The 18,473-nt window shown below is 38.6% G+C and carries 20 protein-coding genes; all 20 read right to left on the bottom strand.

Translation table 11 applies throughout. From position 1 onward, the window contains the following. Positions 1 to 21 precede the first annotated feature (21 nt). Positions 22 to 1,314, bottom strand: a complete 1,293-nt coding sequence (gene aroA, locus CSE16_RS05965) for a 3-phosphoshikimate 1-carboxyvinyltransferase (RefSeq protein ID WP_099423055.1) — start codon at positions 1,312 to 1,314, stop codon at positions 22 to 24. Positions 1,315 to 1,374: 60 nt separating this feature from the next. Then, entirely contained in the window at positions 1,375 to 2,472 is a 1,098-nt protein-coding gene (locus tag CSE16_RS05960; protein ID WP_099423054.1) for a prephenate dehydrogenase, read from the bottom strand. Next, entirely contained in the window at positions 2,469 to 3,569 is a 1,101-nt protein-coding gene (gene hisC, locus CSE16_RS05955; RefSeq protein ID WP_099423053.1) for a histidinol-phosphate transaminase, read from the bottom strand. The genes CSE16_RS05960 and hisC overlap by 4 nt, the downstream gene beginning before the upstream one ends. Positions 3,570 to 3,596: 27 nt before the next feature. Beyond that, positions 3,597 to 3,959 (bottom strand): chorismate mutase, encoded by a 363-nt coding sequence (gene aroH / locus CSE16_RS05950; RefSeq protein WP_099423052.1) that lies wholly within the window; start codon positions 3,957 to 3,959, stop codon positions 3,597 to 3,599. Continuing rightward, a complete protein-coding gene (gene aroB, locus CSE16_RS05945; protein WP_099423051.1) occupies positions 3,956 to 5,047 on the bottom strand; it encodes a 3-dehydroquinate synthase in 1,092 nt (363 codons plus the stop codon). The genes aroH and aroB overlap by 4 nt, the downstream gene beginning before the upstream one ends. A gap of 1 nt (position 5,048) precedes the next feature. Next, on the bottom strand, positions 5,049 to 6,230 hold the full coding sequence (gene aroC, locus CSE16_RS05940) for a chorismate synthase (RefSeq protein WP_099423050.1): 1,182 nt from the start codon (positions 6,228 to 6,230) through the stop codon (positions 5,049 to 5,051). 264 nt (positions 6,231 to 6,494) lie between these two features. Then, entirely contained in the window at positions 6,495 to 7,265 is a 771-nt protein-coding gene (locus CSE16_RS05935) for a CheR family methyltransferase (protein ID WP_099423049.1), read from the bottom strand. A gap of 76 nt (positions 7,266 to 7,341) precedes the next feature. Beyond that, a complete protein-coding gene (locus tag CSE16_RS05930) occupies positions 7,342 to 7,554 on the bottom strand; it encodes a hypothetical protein (RefSeq protein WP_099423048.1) in 213 nt (70 codons plus the stop codon). A gap of 462 nt (positions 7,555 to 8,016) precedes the next feature. After that, entirely contained in the window at positions 8,017 to 8,436 is a 420-nt protein-coding gene (gene ndk / locus CSE16_RS05925) for a nucleoside-diphosphate kinase (RefSeq protein WP_057982223.1), read from the bottom strand. A 116-nt stretch (positions 8,437 to 8,552) separates the two neighbouring features. Further along, a complete protein-coding gene (gene hepT, locus CSE16_RS05920) occupies positions 8,553 to 9,527 on the bottom strand; it encodes a heptaprenyl diphosphate synthase component II (RefSeq protein WP_099423047.1) in 975 nt (324 codons plus the stop codon). 22 nt (positions 9,528 to 9,549) lie between these two features. Next, complete coding sequence (locus CSE16_RS05915; protein WP_099423046.1) at positions 9,550 to 10,251, bottom strand: demethylmenaquinone methyltransferase; 702 nt, start codon at positions 10,249 to 10,251, stop codon at positions 9,550 to 9,552. Between the two features lie 24 nt (positions 10,252 to 10,275). Beyond that, positions 10,276 to 11,016 (bottom strand): heptaprenyl diphosphate synthase component 1, encoded by a 741-nt coding sequence (locus CSE16_RS05910; protein ID WP_099423045.1) that lies wholly within the window; start codon positions 11,014 to 11,016, stop codon positions 10,276 to 10,278. Between the two features lie 183 nt (positions 11,017 to 11,199). Continuing rightward, complete coding sequence (mtrB, locus tag CSE16_RS05905) at positions 11,200 to 11,418, bottom strand: trp RNA-binding attenuation protein MtrB (protein WP_099423044.1); 219 nt, start codon at positions 11,416 to 11,418, stop codon at positions 11,200 to 11,202. Between the two features lie 246 nt (positions 11,419 to 11,664). Further along, on the bottom strand, positions 11,665 to 12,234 hold the full coding sequence (folE, locus tag CSE16_RS05900) for a GTP cyclohydrolase I FolE (protein WP_099423043.1): 570 nt from the start codon (positions 12,232 to 12,234) through the stop codon (positions 11,665 to 11,667). A 322-nt stretch (positions 12,235 to 12,556) separates the two neighbouring features. Continuing rightward, positions 12,557 to 12,829, bottom strand: a complete 273-nt coding sequence (locus CSE16_RS05895) for an HU family DNA-binding protein (RefSeq protein ID WP_057982214.1) — start codon at positions 12,827 to 12,829, stop codon at positions 12,557 to 12,559. Between the two features lie 268 nt (positions 12,830 to 13,097). Then, positions 13,098 to 14,564 carry a stage IV sporulation protein A gene (spoIVA, locus tag CSE16_RS05890; RefSeq protein ID WP_371514637.1) on the bottom strand — a complete coding sequence of 489 codons (1,467 nt, stop codon included), beginning with the start codon at positions 14,562 to 14,564 and terminating at the stop codon, positions 13,098 to 13,100. 178 nt (positions 14,565 to 14,742) lie between these two features. Beyond that, complete coding sequence (locus CSE16_RS05885; protein WP_099425767.1) at positions 14,743 to 15,465, bottom strand: hypothetical protein; 723 nt, start codon at positions 15,463 to 15,465, stop codon at positions 14,743 to 14,745. 17 nt (positions 15,466 to 15,482) lie between these two features. After that, positions 15,483 to 15,749, bottom strand: a complete 267-nt coding sequence (locus CSE16_RS05880; protein WP_253896179.1) for a DUF2768 domain-containing protein — start codon at positions 15,747 to 15,749, stop codon at positions 15,483 to 15,485. 176 nt (positions 15,750 to 15,925) lie between these two features. Then, entirely contained in the window at positions 15,926 to 16,936 is a 1,011-nt protein-coding gene (locus tag CSE16_RS05875) for an NAD(P)H-dependent glycerol-3-phosphate dehydrogenase (RefSeq protein WP_099425765.1), read from the bottom strand. A gap of 181 nt (positions 16,937 to 17,117) precedes the next feature. Continuing rightward, positions 17,118 to 18,428, bottom strand: a complete 1,311-nt coding sequence (der, locus tag CSE16_RS05870) for a ribosome biogenesis GTPase Der (protein WP_099423041.1) — start codon at positions 18,426 to 18,428, stop codon at positions 17,118 to 17,120. Positions 18,429 to 18,473: the final 45 nt, after the last annotated feature.

Raw genomic sequence — 18,473 nt, 5'->3', positions numbered from 1 at the left:
CCGAGGTATAAATGATCTAGCTTACTCGTTAATCAATTCGTTTACATGTTCAAAAAACGTTGGGTATGATACGGCGATGCATTGTGCGTCATCTAGCTCGATAGCTCCGTCTGTTACTAATGCTGCAACTGCCGCCATCATGCCGATTCGATGATCACCATATGATTTCAAACTTGCACCATGTAATTTTGTAGGTCCTTCAATAATCATGCCATCACTCGTCGCTTCAATTTGTGCGCCTAGTTTTTTTAATTCCGCTACGACTGCATCAATACGATTCGTTTCTTTTACCTTTAATTCTTCTGCATCTTTTATAATCGTTTTTCCAGTTGCCTGTGTTGCTAATAGTGCTAAAATCGGTATTTCATCAATTAATCGAGGAATAATTGCCCCTTCAATGGTCGTTCCTTTTAAAGTAGATGTTGTCATTGTTATCGTCGCTGTTGGTTCAGCTGCATGTTCATCATCTACTTCGATTTCCATTTTCGCACCCATATTTTGGAGTATCTCTAGGATGCCATTTCGTGTTTCATTCACCCCGACGTTTTTCAAGATGACACGACTATTTTTAGCAATTGCCCCTGCAACTAAAAAGAAGGCGGCAGAAGAGATATCCCCTGGAACGTTAACATGCGTGCCTGTGAGCTGCTGTCCGCCTTCAAATGATACGACACCTTGCTCAACTGTAATCGCCGCGCCAAATTGACGTAGCATGCGTTCCGTGTGATCACGTGACACTTCACTTTCTCGCACAATCGTTGTTCCTTGTGCGCGTAAGCCAGCTAATAAAACAGCCGATTTCACTTGTGCACTTGCTACAGGCATCGTGTAATCAATCGCTTGCAAAGCGGTTCCCTGTATTGCTAGCGGTGTAAATTGGCCATTTTCCCGGCCAGAAATTTGTGCACCCATTTGACGTAATGGATCCGTTACACGACGCATTGGACGCTTACCAATTGATGCATCACCTGTCATCACAGTATGCACGTTTGTACCCGCTAAAATTCCTACCATGAGGCGAGTAGTTGTACCTGAATTACCTGTATATAACACTTCACTCGGCTCTTTCCAATCATCCATTCCCGGACTTTCAATCTTAACATTCGTTCCATCTACTTGTATGTCGACACCGAGTTTTTGGAAACAGTCAATTGTACTTAAACAATCTTCCCCAAGTAAAAAGCCAGAAACGGTTGTCTTACCTTGCGCGATTGAACCAAACATGACGGATCTGTGGGAAATCGATTTGTCTCCTGGTACCGTTATTTCCCCTTGAAGTGCCGGCTTGTTGTATCTCATTACTTTTGAACTCATGACAATCCCTCCCTAGAAAAAATACATCTCGCAAGTTAATTTAGCGAGATGTGATGTTCATTAAGATATATGTGTATCATAATTTGCTTTTTGTATGATGCACTTTGCAGCTCGCTCACGGTCTTCATTTGTTTGGAAACTGATCACTAAAATACCAAATACATCGACACGCGTTTCAACAATTCGAATATTAATGATGCTAATATTTTCATTTGCCAAGTAGCCGGTCACTTCAGAAATAACCCCTGGATAGTCTGGAATATCAACATACAAGTCATATGGCATGTACAATGCCCCATTTGCAACTGGCAACTTGTCGCGAACATCCCTCGCATCGGCAAAATAACGCTCAATTTCCTCCGCATCACCTTGCTCTAGCAACTGCCTTATCCGTCCCATTTCATCTAACCATATATCCAATTGACCAACTAACTCTTTTTGATTTTGCAGCGTAATATCTCGCCACAATGTCGGATTGGAGGAAGCAATACGTGTTATATCACGGAACCCCCCAGCCGCTAAAGAGGAAGTCATCGGGAATGCTTTTTTCTCAAAGTTCAATTGATGGACTAATGAGGCCGCAACAATATGGGGGAAATGGCTGACAACAGCTGTCATATGATCATGTGCCTTGGCGTCTACTACGACCATTTTCCCGAGCGTAAATTTTAATAAATCGTCGAGTGCAGCGATTTTTTCAATTTCTTCGCCTTCAGTTGGTGTCAGCATATAATAGGCATTTTCCAATAAATACGGTTTAGCAGCCGTAATACCACTTTTATGTGAACCTGCCATTGGGTGGCCACCAATAAAGGTAATGCCTAATTCTCTTAATTCAAGTGCTTTTTCCATAATACGGGCTTTCGTACTACCGGTATCAGTAATAATAACATTGCGCTTTAAATTCCAATTTTTTAGCTGTTCCATCAAGTCGAGTGTTATATTGACAGGTGTTCCAAATATAATAACATCTGCTTGCTCAGCAAATTGTGCAGGATCTTCAACCACTTCATTTACAACATTTAATGTGCACGCTAATTCTCTTGTTTGCTCATGTGCGTCGTAACCAAACACTTTCGTATGCGGAGCCTTTTGTAAAGCTAATGCAACAGAACCACCAATTAACCCCAGTCCTATTACGAGAACATTCCTTGTCATGCAAAAACCCCTTGCTCTTTCAAAACTTCTGCCAGCAATTGTAGGAATTTTTCATTTTGCTGCTCGGTCCCAATTGTTACACGAATAAATCCTTCTAGACCAAGTGCCGCGCCACTACGAATAATAAATCCACGCTTCATCATCTCTTCAAATACAATTTGACTGCTCATCTTCACTTCAAACATGATGAAGTTTGTTTGAGAAGGGAAATAGTTTAGCCCTTGTGCTTCACAAAACGCAACAAATTGCTTCTTGCCCTTTTCATTCGCTTCACTGCAACTTGCGATATATTCTTGGTCGCCAAGTGCTACTTGGGCTACTTTTTGACTTAAAATTGTATTGTTAAATGGTGCACGAACAGGGTCAAGCTTCGCAATTACTTCCCCTTGAGCAATGCCATATCCTACGCGGAATGATGCTAAGCCATACGCTTTTGAAAATGTGCGTAATAAAATTAAATTAGAATACTCTCTGAAAAAATGCAATGTGTCTTGGTATTTTGGGTCATTGACATACTCTATGTACGCCTCATCTAATACGACGAAAACATCATTTGGTACTGCCGCTAAAAATGCACGCAATGCTTCATCCGAAACAATTGTTCCAGTTGGATTATTTGGATTACAAACCCACACAACGGATGTATTTTCATCAATTGCTTCAAGCATTGCATCCAAATTATGCACGCCATCTTTGAGAGGGATTTTACGTACTTCTGCACCTTCAATTTCCGCATTATGCCAGTATTGTGAAAACGATGGATCGGCCATGACCGTATTCACTCCTGGATATAATAACGCACGAGTAATAATGGCGATTAAATCATCGGAGCCATTTCCGATAATTAACTCTCCTTCTTCTACCCCATAAAAATTTGCGAGGCTTGTGCGTAAGTTTTGTGCATATCCATCCGGATAAACCGCGTGATTGGACGCATCTGATTGTAAAAATGCTTTTACTTGTGGTGAGCTACCGAATGGATTTTCATTTGATGCTAATTTCACGACTTCATCTAATCCATACTGTTTCTTTACTTCTTCCATTGGTTTACCTGGTTGGTAAGCTTTCATCCCATGTAATTGTTGTTTCCATTTCATCGTTGACCGTCTCCTCTTAATTTGCTGTTATTTCACTAAATCTGGTCGTAATTTAACGGCATCTTTTAAGTAAATATGATGAATTTCATGCTGTGGTGTATGTGTGTTGACATGTAATAACACACGGATACAAAGCGGAAGTGCACCTGGTACATCCATTTCATGCATACACATAATCGGAACATATTGCCAATCTTCCATTGAACGAACAGACTTCGCAGGAAATGCTGAGCGAATATCTGGTGTAGTCGAAATTGTAACAGAAGCTATATCTGATGGATCCACTTTATTTTGTTTCACTACTTCTTGCACAAGCTTAGCTGTCTCTTCCCACACTAACTCCGCTCTATCTTCATCAATCGTAATTGCTCCACGTATTCCTCGAATCACGCTTCCACCTCCAACAGTAATTGTCTTAGCTGATTATCAATTTCTCTACATTCATCTAATTCAATTTTTTGTACAAATGGCTTTCCGACCGTTTCCAATAAAACAAATTGCAATATGCCATAGTCCGCCTTTTTATCTTTTAATAAATATTCCGTGAGCTGTTCGAATGTAAATTGATAAACCGCTTCAAACGGATAGCCACTGTCGATTGCAAATTGTAAAAATCGCTCCGTAAATGCATGATCGATTTTTCCGTAACGTTCACTTAATAATAAACAATAAATGAGACCAATCATGACTGCTTCACCATGTGCGACTTTTCCATAGCCTGCAGCTGCTTCGATGGCGTGGCCGTACGTGTGACCTAAATTTAAATACTTACGCACAGATTGCTCTGTCTCATCTTGTTCCACGATGTCAGCCTTCACTTGAATACCTTGTGCTAAATAATCCCCTAGCAGTTGTTCTGGTAAATTCGTTATTGAATTGGCTTCTACTAATTCTTCCACCCATTCAGCGTCGGAAATGAGGGCATGCTTTACGACTTCAGCCATTCCTGATCGAACTTCTTTTTCACTTAAACTTCTTAAAAATTTCGTATCATAAATAACCGCTTGTGGCTGATAAAAGGCACCAATCATATTTTTACCTTGCGGATGATTAATCGCTGTCTTTCCACCAACTGCTGAGTCATGTGCTAAAATCGTCGTTGGCACTTGAATAAACGGGATTCCACGCATATAGGTCGCGGCAACAAATCCCGCTAAATCTCCTACAGCACCCCCACCAAATGCGATAACTAATGATTTACGCGTACATTTCTTTTCTAGTAAAAATGTTTGTGTCACCTGATAATTTTCAAAGCTTTTACATTGCTCTCCTGCTGGCATCACGAGCACGTCAAAGGTATAGGAGAAGTTCGCTTCAAAATATTCCCTTTGTGCCGCCCAAACTAATTCATCCGTTAATACAATTATTTTATCTGCCTTTTCAAACAGTGCTTTATGTGATTGAACTACATCATGTAAAATGCCATTCCCAATCGTCACAACATACGAATGAGATGCAGCACGAACTGGAATTTTCATATTAGTACTCCTTTGTGTACTGACGCATCGCATCAATTTGTGCTTTCAATTGAGGGAATTGATCGCTGTGGAATTGATCCACAATGACACTCGCTATTTCCCAAGCAATAACATGTTCTGCCACGATCGATGCTGCCGGTACTGCACAGCTATCTGAACGCTCGACACTCGCTTTAAACGGTTCCTTCGTTTCAATATCCACGCTTTGTAATGGTTTATATAACGTTGGAATTGGCTTCATGACACCACGTACAATGATAGGCATACCTGTAGACATACCACCTTCTAAACCACCTAGACGGTTTGTCGTACGTGTATAACCATTTTCCTCATCCCAAGTAATTTCGTCATGTACTTCTGAACCTTTTTTACGGGCCATTTCAAAACCGATGCCGAATTCAACACCTTTGAATGCATTGATGCTTAACATTGCTGCAGCCAATTTCGCGTCTAATTTACGATCATAATGAACATATGAACCAATGCCAGCTGGTAATCCTTCAATAATCACTTCGACAATCCCACCAATTGAATCGCCTGCTTTTTTAGCATCATCAATCGCTTCGACCATTTTTGCCGATGCTTCTGAATCAACACAATAGCAAGGGTCTTCTTCTACAATCGCGCGTATCTCATCTGCTGATTTCCCCTCAACTAGCGCTGTATCGGCTTTAATTCCAATGATTTCCGTCACATGTGCAACAATTGAAATTCCGAGCTCATTTAATAACGCCTTTGCAACAGAGCCAACTGCCACACGCACCGTTGTTTCACGGGCACTTGAACGCTCTAAAACATTGCGTAAATCGCGGTGACCATATTTCATCCCACCAACTAAATCTGCATGTCCTGGGCGTGGACGGGAAATTTGACGCTTCATTTCAGTTGGGTCAATATCTTCTGGTAATTCTGCCGCTCCCATAATTTTAGTCCAATGCTTCCAGTCATCATTTGTTACGACAAGTGCTACTGGAGAGCCTAATGTTTTCCCGTGTCGGACGCCCGAAACGATTTCGACTGTATCTGTTTCGATTTGCATACGACGTCCTCGGCCATGTCCACCTTGTCGTCGTTTTAAGTCATAATTTATTTTTTCTGCTGTCACCGGCAATTGTGACGGTAACCCCTCAATAATTGTAGTTAATTGTGGTCCGTGTGACTCACCTGCTGTTAAATAACGCATTAAACACTTTCTCCCTTCAACTCGCTAAAGTATGTATTTTTCACTATAACATATTTCAAGATAAATATCAGTACCATTTTCATTCGGATAATTCGCTATTTTAGAACATTCTGAACATTCAAGGTAAAATACCGTGCATGTATGAGCAAAATTGAACAAAAAAACGCCTATTCGCAAATTGTACGAAAAGCGTTTTTTATTCGTTAGAAAAGTGGATCCTTCTCCAAACTTTCGCAACACACATACTGCGCATTTTTTTTGCCATTATTTTTTTCGATAAAAGAATGTATCCTCAACTTCGAAACCATAGCGTGCTGGATTAAAAATTTGTTCCGTCGAACCAACAAATAAAATACCACCTGGGCGCAGTGCTTTACTGAAGTTTTCATAAATTTGGTCTTTTGCTTCTTCCGTAAAGTAAATCATCACATTTCGGCAAACGATTAAATCAAAATTGGATTCATAGTTATCCTTTAATAAATTATGTTTTTTGAATGTAACTGTTCGTTTAATCTCGTCTTTAACTTTATAAAATAGTCCCTCTTTTTCAAAGTACTTTGCTTGTACATCTTTTGGCACTTCTGCTAAAGAGCGTTCTGGATATAATGCGAGTTTTGCTTTCTGAATAACATTCTCGTCTAAATCCGTCGCTAATATACCAATTTGAGATATAGGTACATGATTCGACAAAACCATTGCTAAGCTATACGGCTCTTCACCAGTAGAACAAGCTGCACTCCAAATTTTTGGTCGTTTATTTGTTTGAAGCAGCTTCGGGAAAATTTTGTTTTGCAGTACTTCCCAACGTTTTCCATTACGATAAAACTCCGAAACGTTAATCGTCATTCGATCTAAAAATTCATTCATTAAATCGCGATCTTTTTCTAACGCTTTTAAAAAGTCTACAAAATCTTTATAGCCTTTTTTCTCATATAGTGAAGTGAGTCGACGCTTCATTTGTGCCTCTTTATAGAGCGCTAAATCGATTCCTGTTTTGCGTTTAATGCCATCTATGAATTGTTCGTAATCTGACATCCTCATCTGTCCCCTCATATATCGTAAGCCTATTATAGCTGATAATCGCAGTAACTGAAATACAAATTCACTTTAATTATGAAGGATTCCTAGTTTCTAACAGCTGTTGCTTCGAACGTTCTAATTCTAAGCGCATTTTTTCTGTCTCTTTATCATAGTTTTCTAATTTTAGACGTTCTAATTCAATCTCCTTGTCTAATCTCTTCAACTCTATTTTTTTATTTTTCGTATATGTGTCTGTCAATATTCCCATTACAACAATAATAACAATCGCAGTCCAAAAAACCATCCTAACCTCTCCTTTTAGTTATATAAGTTGAATTAAAAAATACCTTCTTTTAAATTGCCAAAACAGGACGGATTGATTTCCATTCTGGTCCGAACGCTTTCCGCGGGCACGGCTCCAACTAACTTTTTTCGAGATATATCTCGAAAAAAGTAGATTTTCAGGCCAACACGATGTTGGTCATGAAGGCATTGTCACAGGACGTGACGGTTTTAACCTTCGTTCCTAAGGTGCTGTTCCCGCTAGAGTCGCCTCCCCTTCATTCCAATCAACTTGCATCTTTATAAAGTGTTGCCAGCTAAACTTGTCGGTGTTCCCATTCATAATGAAGGGTCAATATATTCAAGTTATATACTATACGTTTACCCCACCATTATAGTTTCATTATTCAGATATATATTTATGTAAAAAAATAGTGTCCACTTTGAAAGTGAACACTATTTATTCATGTTAAACCAAGATTAATTACTCAGCTAAACCTTCGCCGAACCATAAGTTTATTTCGCGCTCAGCAGAAGCTAAAGAATCAGAACCGTGGATTACGTTGTGAGATAAAGTTACAGCGTAGTCTCCGCGGATTGTACCAGGAGCTGAATCTTCTGGTTTAGTAGCACCCATCATGATACGAGCTAATTGGATAACGTTTTCGCCTTCCCAAACCATACCAAATACTGGGCCAGAAGTGATGAAGTCTACTAATTCACCGAAGAATGGACGCTCAGCGTGTTCTGCATAGTGATTTTCAGCTAATTCACGAGAAGCAGTCATTAATTTTGCTCCACGTAATACGAAACCGCGACGTTCAAAGCGGTCAACGATATCACCGATTACTTGACGTTCTACGCCATCAGGTTTAACCATTAAAAATGTTTTTTCGATTGCCATGTTATTATACACTCCTTAAATTTGGGTAAAAGGTTTTACACCTACCGATAAATATTACCAAAGACACGCATAAACTGCAACAAATATTAGCATAAACCTTTATAATGCTAGCATTTTTAGAATTTTCTCTTACCCATGACCAAGGCAATATCGCGCAGTTTTTTCTTCGTAGGATGATTTGGTAATTTTTCTACTTCGGCTAAAGCTTTTTTTAAATACAAATTACTTATTTTAGTCGCTTCTTTTATCGCATTTGATTTACGTACAAGTTGCAGCATTGCTTGACGTTCTTCCTCTAATAGCTCACCGGTGGAAACTTTCTCTAAATACGGTATTAATTGAGGATCTTCTTTCATCAATAAAATCGGTAATGTGATATTCCCTTGAATGAAATCGCTTCCTGCCGGTTTCCCTAGTTGCTTGTCCGTAGCCGTGAAATCTAATATATCATCAATAATTTGGAAGCTCATCCCAACAAAATAACCATAGCGTTTTAAATGACGAACGGTTTTTTTATCTGCCCCACTAACGACAGCTCCTAGTTCACAGCTCGATTCAATTAAGAGTGCTGTTTTACGCTTAATACGACGGAAATAATCTTTAATATTTTGATTTAAACGAAACTTATCTTCAATTTGAATGACTTCACCATTACAAAGTTCAACCATTGTTCTCGCTAAAATTTGATGGGCTTGAGGATTTTCAATAATTGTGACATATTCTAATGCTCTTGCAAAAATAAAATCCCCTGTATACATCGCAACACGATTATTCCACTGTGCTTTCACCGTGAGTCTGCCTCTACGCATATCCGAATCATCAATCACATCATCATGAACTAACGATGCCATGTGGATTAATTCTAATGGAACAGCGATATTTTTCATTCGCTCGATATTATAGTCACCAAATTTAGCACTTAGTAACGCAAATACCGGTCGAATCCGTTTTCCACCTGCTTGCAATAAATGAAGTGAGGCATCATTCAATAAGTGAGAAGATGAACTTAGCGCTTTTTCTAATTCTTTTTCGATGATTTCTATATCTGATTTAATATCAGTATATAGTATTTTTAGCTTCATCTTTTCCACGCGTCAAAACCCACTCTCACCATTATTCTTTTTTAAAGCCCATATGCACAGCGGCTGCCCCACCACTGTATGCTTTATATGTTACATTTTTTAATCCCGCATCCGTAAACATTTGCGCTAATTTTTTCATACCTGGAAAATCATTTGCAGATTCCTGTAACCAAGAATATTCTTTATAACTTTTCGCAAAAAGCTTTCCGAATATCGGCATAATATATTTGAAATAGAAGCGGAATAGTTGGCGGTAACCAGGGATTTCAGATTGTGATGTTTCTAAACATACGACCATTCCACCAGGCTTTACGACGCGGTGCATTTCACGTAACACTTGCAAATAATCAGGGACGTTACGCAAACCAAATCCAATTGTTACAAAGTCAAACGTGTTATCTTCAAATGGCAATTCCATCGCATTCCCATGAATCAACTCAACTTGTGGTATAGCCGCCGTTTTTTGTTGCCCAACTTTCAACATGTTTTGACTAAAGTCTAATCCTTTAACAACGCCCTCTTCACCCGCAGCTTGTGCTAATGCGATTGTCCAATCTGCTGTACCACAACAAACATCTAAGCATTTCGAACCTTTTTTAACTGCCATTCGCTTCATCGTATCATTTCGCCATTTGATATGTTGTTGGAAACTAATGACAGAGTTCATTTTATCGTAGCTTTCTGAAATGTTCTCAAATACTTCATGAACATGTTGTTCTTTCGATTTTGTCATGTTTTCAAAACCTTTCTTATTCACTTATGAAGTGATCAATTGCTCAATGTATTGTTTTAATTCGGGTTGTATTGGTATGTGCTTCACAATCCCATGCAATTCATCCTGTCTCTTCATAAGCTCTTCTTGCAATGCATTTTGAATGGTTGGTGAGCTTAACGTGTCAATATGTAATTGCTTATTAAAAAAGCTTTTCTCACCATTTTCAACGAATGAAAGCTCCTCTTTCAATCGTAAAAAAGTTAACGTTTTTTTCATTAAATCTTTATATTGTGTAAATTGATATACTTCATAATATTGTTCAATTAATTCACATTCAATAATACTCATACTCTCAATCCACTCCGAAAGTGGTCTCGTCACAGGTTCGTATATTTTAATCTGTTGTTCACAGCGATTGACAATTCCTTTAGACAATTTTTGAATGAGATGAATATTTCTTGACTGTGCTAATAATTGATAATAACGACCACTATAGTAATCACCCGCAAGCACTGTTAATTGTTGCTGTTTGCTTGTCGCGTTTTGCTCTTTAATTTTTTCATGTTCTAGAAGGGATGCATGAACAATCCCAACCGTTATTGCGCTCATTTTACGCTCATCATCAATCGAGTTTCCATCTAAAAACGGCAATTGAATAAAAAACAACTGTTCCTTATCCAAAATTGGTTCTCCGACATTTTGTAGTAACGCTCTATGACGAACATGCATGAAAATATTTGATTTTAATTGCTGAATAGATTGTGTAATGTATGTTGCACTCATAGAAATTACTCCATTTCAGTGTTGATTCAATCAATTACGACTCGGCGTAATTGCGTCGGGATTTTGAATTGTGCTCAGGCCTGCACGTAACAGGTCAGTTAGAAGTTGTCGCAGGACGTGATATTCTCAGCCAGATATCCATTGTTCAGTTGGCGTTTGGAGCCAACTGAATGAAAATAAATATTATTTCTTCCCGTTACTTTGAACAATGCCGTGTTGCGAATGAATTTTTGCTTTTCCACGAATTTTCATAGCAGATGTATGATCTGTAAATTGTGCAATCATTACTTCCCCAGCATCTAATTTTTCAGAATGGTGAAATTTCGTATCCGTTCCACGTGTCAATCCAATAACGTGAACGCCATCTTCTTCTGCTTCAATGATAATATAATCTTGTGCCATTGTTTGTTTCTCCTCACCATCATAATTCCTTTGTATATCATAACATAAATTACGTTAAATCAATTACGCCTCGGCGTAATTGCGTCCAGATTTTTTTGAACTCGCTCGAAAAGCTCACCTTAAAAATCGATGCCATCCGCCGGACATTAACTTTATTCAGCTAGGGTTTAAAATCTCACTCAATAAAGTTGCATATTTAGCATTCATTCCCAATCTATAGAAGTAGGGGACTTCTGCTGAATCAAGTTAAGACATTTGCACAAATGTAATAACTTCATTTCGTTTGACATCATCTTGCTCATAAATGCCACGCGCAACCGATGTAATTGTTTTTGCACCAGGTTTTTTTAATCCGCGCATTGTCATACACATATGTTCTGCTTCGATAATGACATAAACACCTTTTGGATCCAGCATTTCCATAATTGTATCAGCTACTGTGGATGTAATACGCTCTTGTAATTGAGGTCGACGTGCAACCGATTCTAAGCAGCGCCCTAATTTGCTAAGCCCCGCCACTTTCCCGTCTTTTGGAATATATGCAATATGCGCTTTCCCATAAAAAGGTACTAAGTGATGCTCACACATCGAAAAGAACGGGATATCTTTAACTAAAACTAATTCTTCATGGTCCTCATGGAAAACGGTATTAAAGTATTCACGTGGATCTTCTTTTAAGCCGCTAAACATTTCTGCATACATTTTCGAAACGCGCTTTGGTGTATCGAGCAAACCTTCTCGTTCAACGTCTTCACCAACCGCTTCTAATATCATTTTTACTGCTTCTTCAATTTTCTTTAAATCGACATTCGTCATGAAACTATTTCCTCCTAAATTACCCAAAACGGAATCATTAAGTTTTTCTATTATTTTTCGTTTAATAAATGTTCTGTTCTATCTATGTAAATCGTTTTTCGTTTACATTTCACCAAGTGAATCGTAGCATATCTCGTCGATAAGTTCAAAAACTGTCTACTTAATTCGACAAATGCATTTCAACTAGGTGAAAACTCATATGTATTCAAATGTCGTTCCTTATTTCTATAATAGTAATACAAAATAATGTCGTTCTTATTGCTAAAAAGAGCAGCCTTCAGAAATTCTGAAGGCTGCTCTATGTAACGCTAGACGGTGAAAATTATTTTACAGCGTCTTTAAGCGCTTTACCTGGTTTGAAAGCAGGCACTTTGCTCGCAGCAATTTCGATTTCCATACCAGTTTGTGGGTTACGACCTTTACGAGCCGCACGTTCACGAACTTCAAAGTTACCAAAACCGATTAATTGTACTTTATCACCCTTTGCAAGAGCATCTTGAATTGTATCAAATACAGCTTCAACCGCTTTGGAAGCATCTTTTTTAGAAAGACCTGCCGCTTCAGCAACAGCGTTTACTAATTCTGTTTTATTCACACCATTCACCTCCTCTCAAAGGGTCATGAATCTAAATCCTGTAAAAAGAGTAACACACAGAAAACCGCGGCGCAACTGTATTCATGTATGTTTTGCCTAAAACTTAGTATTTTTTGTGCAAAAACACAAATTACAGGACATTTCACCCATAAAGTGAACTGTCCTGTACATTTTTTGTCGATTACTATTAATTACAACTTGGCGTAATTGAGTCCAGATTTTATCGAGCATGCTCGATAAAATCCCTAAAAAAATCCTGTGACTTCCTTTAAATAATGAACGTAATTAGACCTTTTTCCCCTTCATTCACCATTCGTTCCATCATTAAGCGCATACGATTTTTTGCACTAGTTGGTACAACTTGCATTTTATAGCGAATGCTTTCTGTTAACACTTCATGTAATGGCGTACCGAATAATTGTGTTTCCCACAAAGCCTGACGGTCATGATCATACGCATGTTGTAAATCCTTCAGTAAATGTTGGCTATGGAATTCAGAGCCAATTAGCGGTGAAAATTCCGCTTCCATATCGATACGAATAATATGATACGATGGCGCGGTTGCCTTCATACGTACGCCGAAAAAGTTATTTTGTTTAATTAATTCCGGTTCACTAGGGATAAATTCATCCATAGCTGGCAGTGTCACACCGTAACCGTCCTCTCGCGCATCTTGAATCGCTTCACGGAATCTTTTCTGAGCTTGTTTTGCCTCGGCAGCTTCTTTTATAAATAATAACCAATCTTTTTTCGTGTCTACCGGCTTTTCTAACCATTGCTGGCAAACCCTTTTATACGTTTCCCCATCAACCGCCACTCTTAACGTAGCGATACCTGTTCCTGGGTCCATTCTTTCGACATTGCATTTTTCTACAAAATCAATTTGCTGTAAAATGGCACTAGCTGAATCAACATCTCTAATTTTCATTAATCCATCTTGCAATTGCTCCACTGCAAATGATAAAGTTTCATTTAATTCATGATGATCATCTAATATTTCTAGCCAATCCGGCTTCTCAACCTCGATTTGACTTACTGGGAACTCAAATAACGCTTCTTGTAAAATATACGCCACATCTGATGGTTGTAACTTATCGACTGAAATCGCAATTACAGGCACATCATAGCGTTCAATTAGGGCATTGCGCAGATTGATCGTTTCATTCGAGGTTGGCATTGAGCTATTTAAAACTAAAACAAAAGGCTTGCCAATGTCTGTCAATTGCTCAATAATTTTCTCTTCGGCTACTTGTGCAGCTGCTCGACTCATGCCATTTACTGAACCATCCGTTGTCACGACAATCCCAAGATTCGCATGATCTCGAATGACTTTATCGGTACCCATTTTCGCTGCTTCTTGGAATGCAATCGGTTCATTATGCCATGGCGTATGAACGTATTTCGGTCCAGATTCATCCTGGTAACCCTTTGCACCATCAATGACATATCCAACACAATCGACGAGTCGAATGCGGAATGGCATTTCACTTTCTCCTATTGTAACCGTTGTCCCCTGAGCCGGAACAAATTTTGGTTCAGAGGTCATAATAACGGGTCCAGGAGAGCTTTGTGGTAACTCGTCCATCGCACGCATACGATCTTCCGCATTTGTAATATTCGGTAAAATAACGCCTTCCATGACCTTTTTAACAAATGTTGACTTCCCTACTCGAACCGGACCCACTACCCCAATATAAATATCGCCATTTGTTCGTTCCGCGAGTTGCTGAAAAATTTGATCGCTAATTGCAGTTCCTCCCTTTTACAAAACTTCACAATCTACATGAACATCGAGATGCATTAACTTAACCTGTTTGATGTCCAAATTTGAAGCACTCTCAACAATACTATATGTTTTCTTTTTTCTAAATATGAAAAAGTCCCGCACATCAGATGTACGAGACTTTTAAGCATTATTTTTCTTTTTTCAATGGATCATACATAATGACCGGTTCATTATTTTCATCGACTGTGTAAGGTAAAGAATACGCTGGGACGACCGAATAGGCATCCACTAACAGCTCTCGAATGTCCTCGCCTGGTGTCGCCGTAATGTTATTGTCCTGCATGTATTGGTATAAGTCGATTGAATAATCCACATACAAATTACCTTCTGAAGTGACTAAAATCGGCAATTCATTATTTGAATACGGACTTGGAACCGTAACATCTTCTTTGTAACCAATATTTTCAAAATTAATTGTATACACATGTTCAACTATTTTTTCTTTGAACTGTGGATATTTCGATGCAGAGAAACGAATATTTACTTCGCGCATACGTTCAGGGGCACGTAAATCGACCAGTTTTACAGTCGGATTTTCTTCTGGATCCCAAATCATATATTGGAAAATGCCACCCTTTTCATACGCATTAGCTGGCGATGAACCTATGTATTTTGGAACAAGCTTGTCGAAATCAATTAAATACTTAATAAAAATATCCGTATCTTGATCTCGTGTTTTGATTGGTAAAACACCCGTATCTTTTTGGTATTCATCCACTGCTCTTTGGACGCTTGCTAACATATCAACATCCGGACGCAAGCTCGACTGATCAAAATTAGTAGGCGAACCACAGCCAGCTAAGACAATTGTCGCGAGTGAAAAAATTAGCAATAGTTTAGACCATTTCATATTTTCTTCCCCCATCATTAATTTGGCCACGTAAAGATTACGAGCACCATCAGTATTGACCCTACTAAAAACATCCCGAACGCAATCAACCGAAAAATAAATGATAAGAAAGTATTATGTACCCATTTACGTACAGCAGAAATCACAATTACGGAAAATAATAGTAAGCCAATTGAATAAAACGAAACCCACATGACATCAAGTGCACTCATAGTATCTAAAGGTCCACGAGCTGATGCGAGCAATAAATATGTAGGATCCATACTTTGCAAGATGTGTTGCAACGATAAAACCGCCCTTCATAACTAGTTACTTCCATTCCGCTAATAATTATAACGTTTTCACTACCAAAAGAATAGGAGGTATGCGCGCATACCTCCTTAAATGTGACAATTTATCATCTTTCAGTGCTTGTTCAAACACACACGGAAAGAGGGGCTAATCTTTTCGTTTTATGCTACTACATTTCATCGATTTCTCGTTTTTTCATCCGAATCATTAATTGATCAACTGCTTCTTTTGGCTCCATATTATTAAAGAGCACTTCATATAAAGCGGATGTGATTGGCATCGTAACATTATATTTTTGGGCTAATTGGTGGGCGGCTTTCGTTGTTCGAACACCTTCTACAACCATGCCCATTTCTTCTAGCACTTGCGGCAATTTCATCCCTTTACCAAGCATATTTCCTGCGCGCCAGTTCCTAGAGTGAACACTTGTACAAGTAACAATTAAGTCACCCATACCCGTCAAACCAGCAAACGTAAATGGATTACCGCCCATTTTTACACCTAATCTTGTAATTTCAGCTAAACCACGTGTTATGAGCGCGGCTTTTGCATTATCACCATATTGCAGGCCATCCGTAATTCCCGCAGCTAACGCAATAACATTTTTTAATGCGCCACCAATTTCAACACCGATGACATCATCATTTGTATACACGCGGAGATAGTGATTCATAAATAAATCCTGCACTTTCTCTGCTGCTTCCAAGTTTGCACACGTTGCTGCAATTGTCGTAGGATGCTGCAATACAACTTCTTCCGCATGGGATGGCCCTGATAGCACAACAATGTCTTCAAGAATTTCAGGATTTAAGCTTTCCTTCATTATTTCAGAAATACACATTAATGAATCAGGTTCAATCCCTTTAGATACATGAGTAAATAATGTTTTTTCATTTAAAAATTGTGATATATTTGCGCAAACTTCACGAATTCCTTTTGTAGGAACCGCCATGACAATTGTTGAAGCATGTTTTGCCGCTTTTTCCAAATCATGTGTCGCGACCAAATTTACAGGTAAACTTGTATTTGGCAAATATTTTTTATTTGTATGTTGTTCATTTATTTCGTTTGCTTGATCCTCGCGGTGAGACCAAATTAATGTATTATGGCCGTTTTCAGCCAATACAATTGCTAACGCAGTCCCCCATGAGCCAGCACCTAAAACTACTACATTTTCCATCATAATTATCCTCCGTCATCCTCCAAAGTTTAGAGAGGTAATAGACAATTTTCGTGTACGTTCCTTTGTTGTACAAAAACGCTAGTTCATCGAAATAAACTAGCGCCTCTGCTGTGAAAAGGAAAGTATTTTTTTAAAAGAATCTAATCAAGTGCGCGTTCCGCCTAATAAATCCGATTAATTAGTCACGAGCACGCGTAATTAAACGTAAAGGTGTACCTTCGAAATCAAACGTATCACGTATACGGTTTTCTAAGAAACGCACATAAGAGAAGTGCATTAACTCTGGTTCATTTACAAAGACAACAAATGTCGGCGGCTTAATTGCCACTTGTGTTGCATAGTAAATACGTAAACGGCGTCCTTTATCTGTTGGAGCCGGATTACGTGCAACTGCATCTTCAATCACTTCATTCAAGATAGAAGATTGAATACGCATCGCATGATTTTCACTAACGCGTTGAATAATTGGTAAAATCGTTAATACACGTTGTTTTGTTTTAGCTGATACAAAGACAATCGGTGCATAATCTAAAAATAAGAAATGCTCACGAATTTGCTCCGTATAAAAATTCATTGTTTTTTCATCTTTTTCAATGGCATCCCATTTATTAACAACGATAATAACCGCTTTTCCAGCCTCATGGGCATAACCAGCAATTTTTTTATCCTGTTCTTGAATACCTTCGTCTGCGTTTAAAATAACTAAGACAACATCCGAACGTTCAATCGCTCGTAATGCACGTAAAACAGAATATTTCTCTGTTGATTCATACACTTTCCCTTTTTTACGCATACCTGCTGTATCAATGATGACATAATCTTGATCATCATGCGTATATGGTGAGTCAATTGCATCACGTGTCGTCCCTTGAATATCACTTACAATAACACGATCTTGTCCTAAAAATGCGTTCACTAATGAAGATTTACCTACATTTGGACGTCCAATTAATGAGAATTTAATTGTTTCCTCACCATATTGTTCTTCATCTTGTTGCGGGAAATGTTTCGCACATTCATCAAGTAGGTCCCCTAACCCTAAGCCGTGTGAACCAGAAATTGGCCAAGGCTCTCCGAAACCTAAAGAATAGAAATCATAAATCATATGACGCATATCCGGGTTATCAATTTTATTGACCCCTAAAATAACTGGTTTCTTCGTTTTATATAAAATTTTTGCAACTTGTTCATCCGCTGCTGTCACACCTTCACGACCATTAGCCAGGAAAATAATAACATCTGCTTCTTCAATTGCGATTTCTGCTTGCTGACGAATTTGCTCTAAAAATGGTTCGTCACCTATTTCAATACCACCTGTATCAATGATATTAAATTCATGTGCTAGCCAATCAGCCGAACTATAAATACGGTCACGTGTAACTCCAGGGATATCTTCCACGATCGATACACGCTCTCCAACAATACGATTAAAAATTGTTGATTTACCTACGTTCGGACGTCCTACGATGGCGATTACTGGTTTTGTCATCTGTACTTCATCCTTCCAAACACTTATCTTTTATGTATTATACAC

Origin of the sequence: Solibacillus sp. R5-41, assembly GCF_002736105.1 — a bacterium.
In the GTDB taxonomy this organism is placed as follows: domain Bacteria; phylum Bacillota; class Bacilli; order Bacillales_A; family Planococcaceae; genus Solibacillus.
This window is presented reverse-complemented; position numbering and strand designations above follow the sequence as displayed.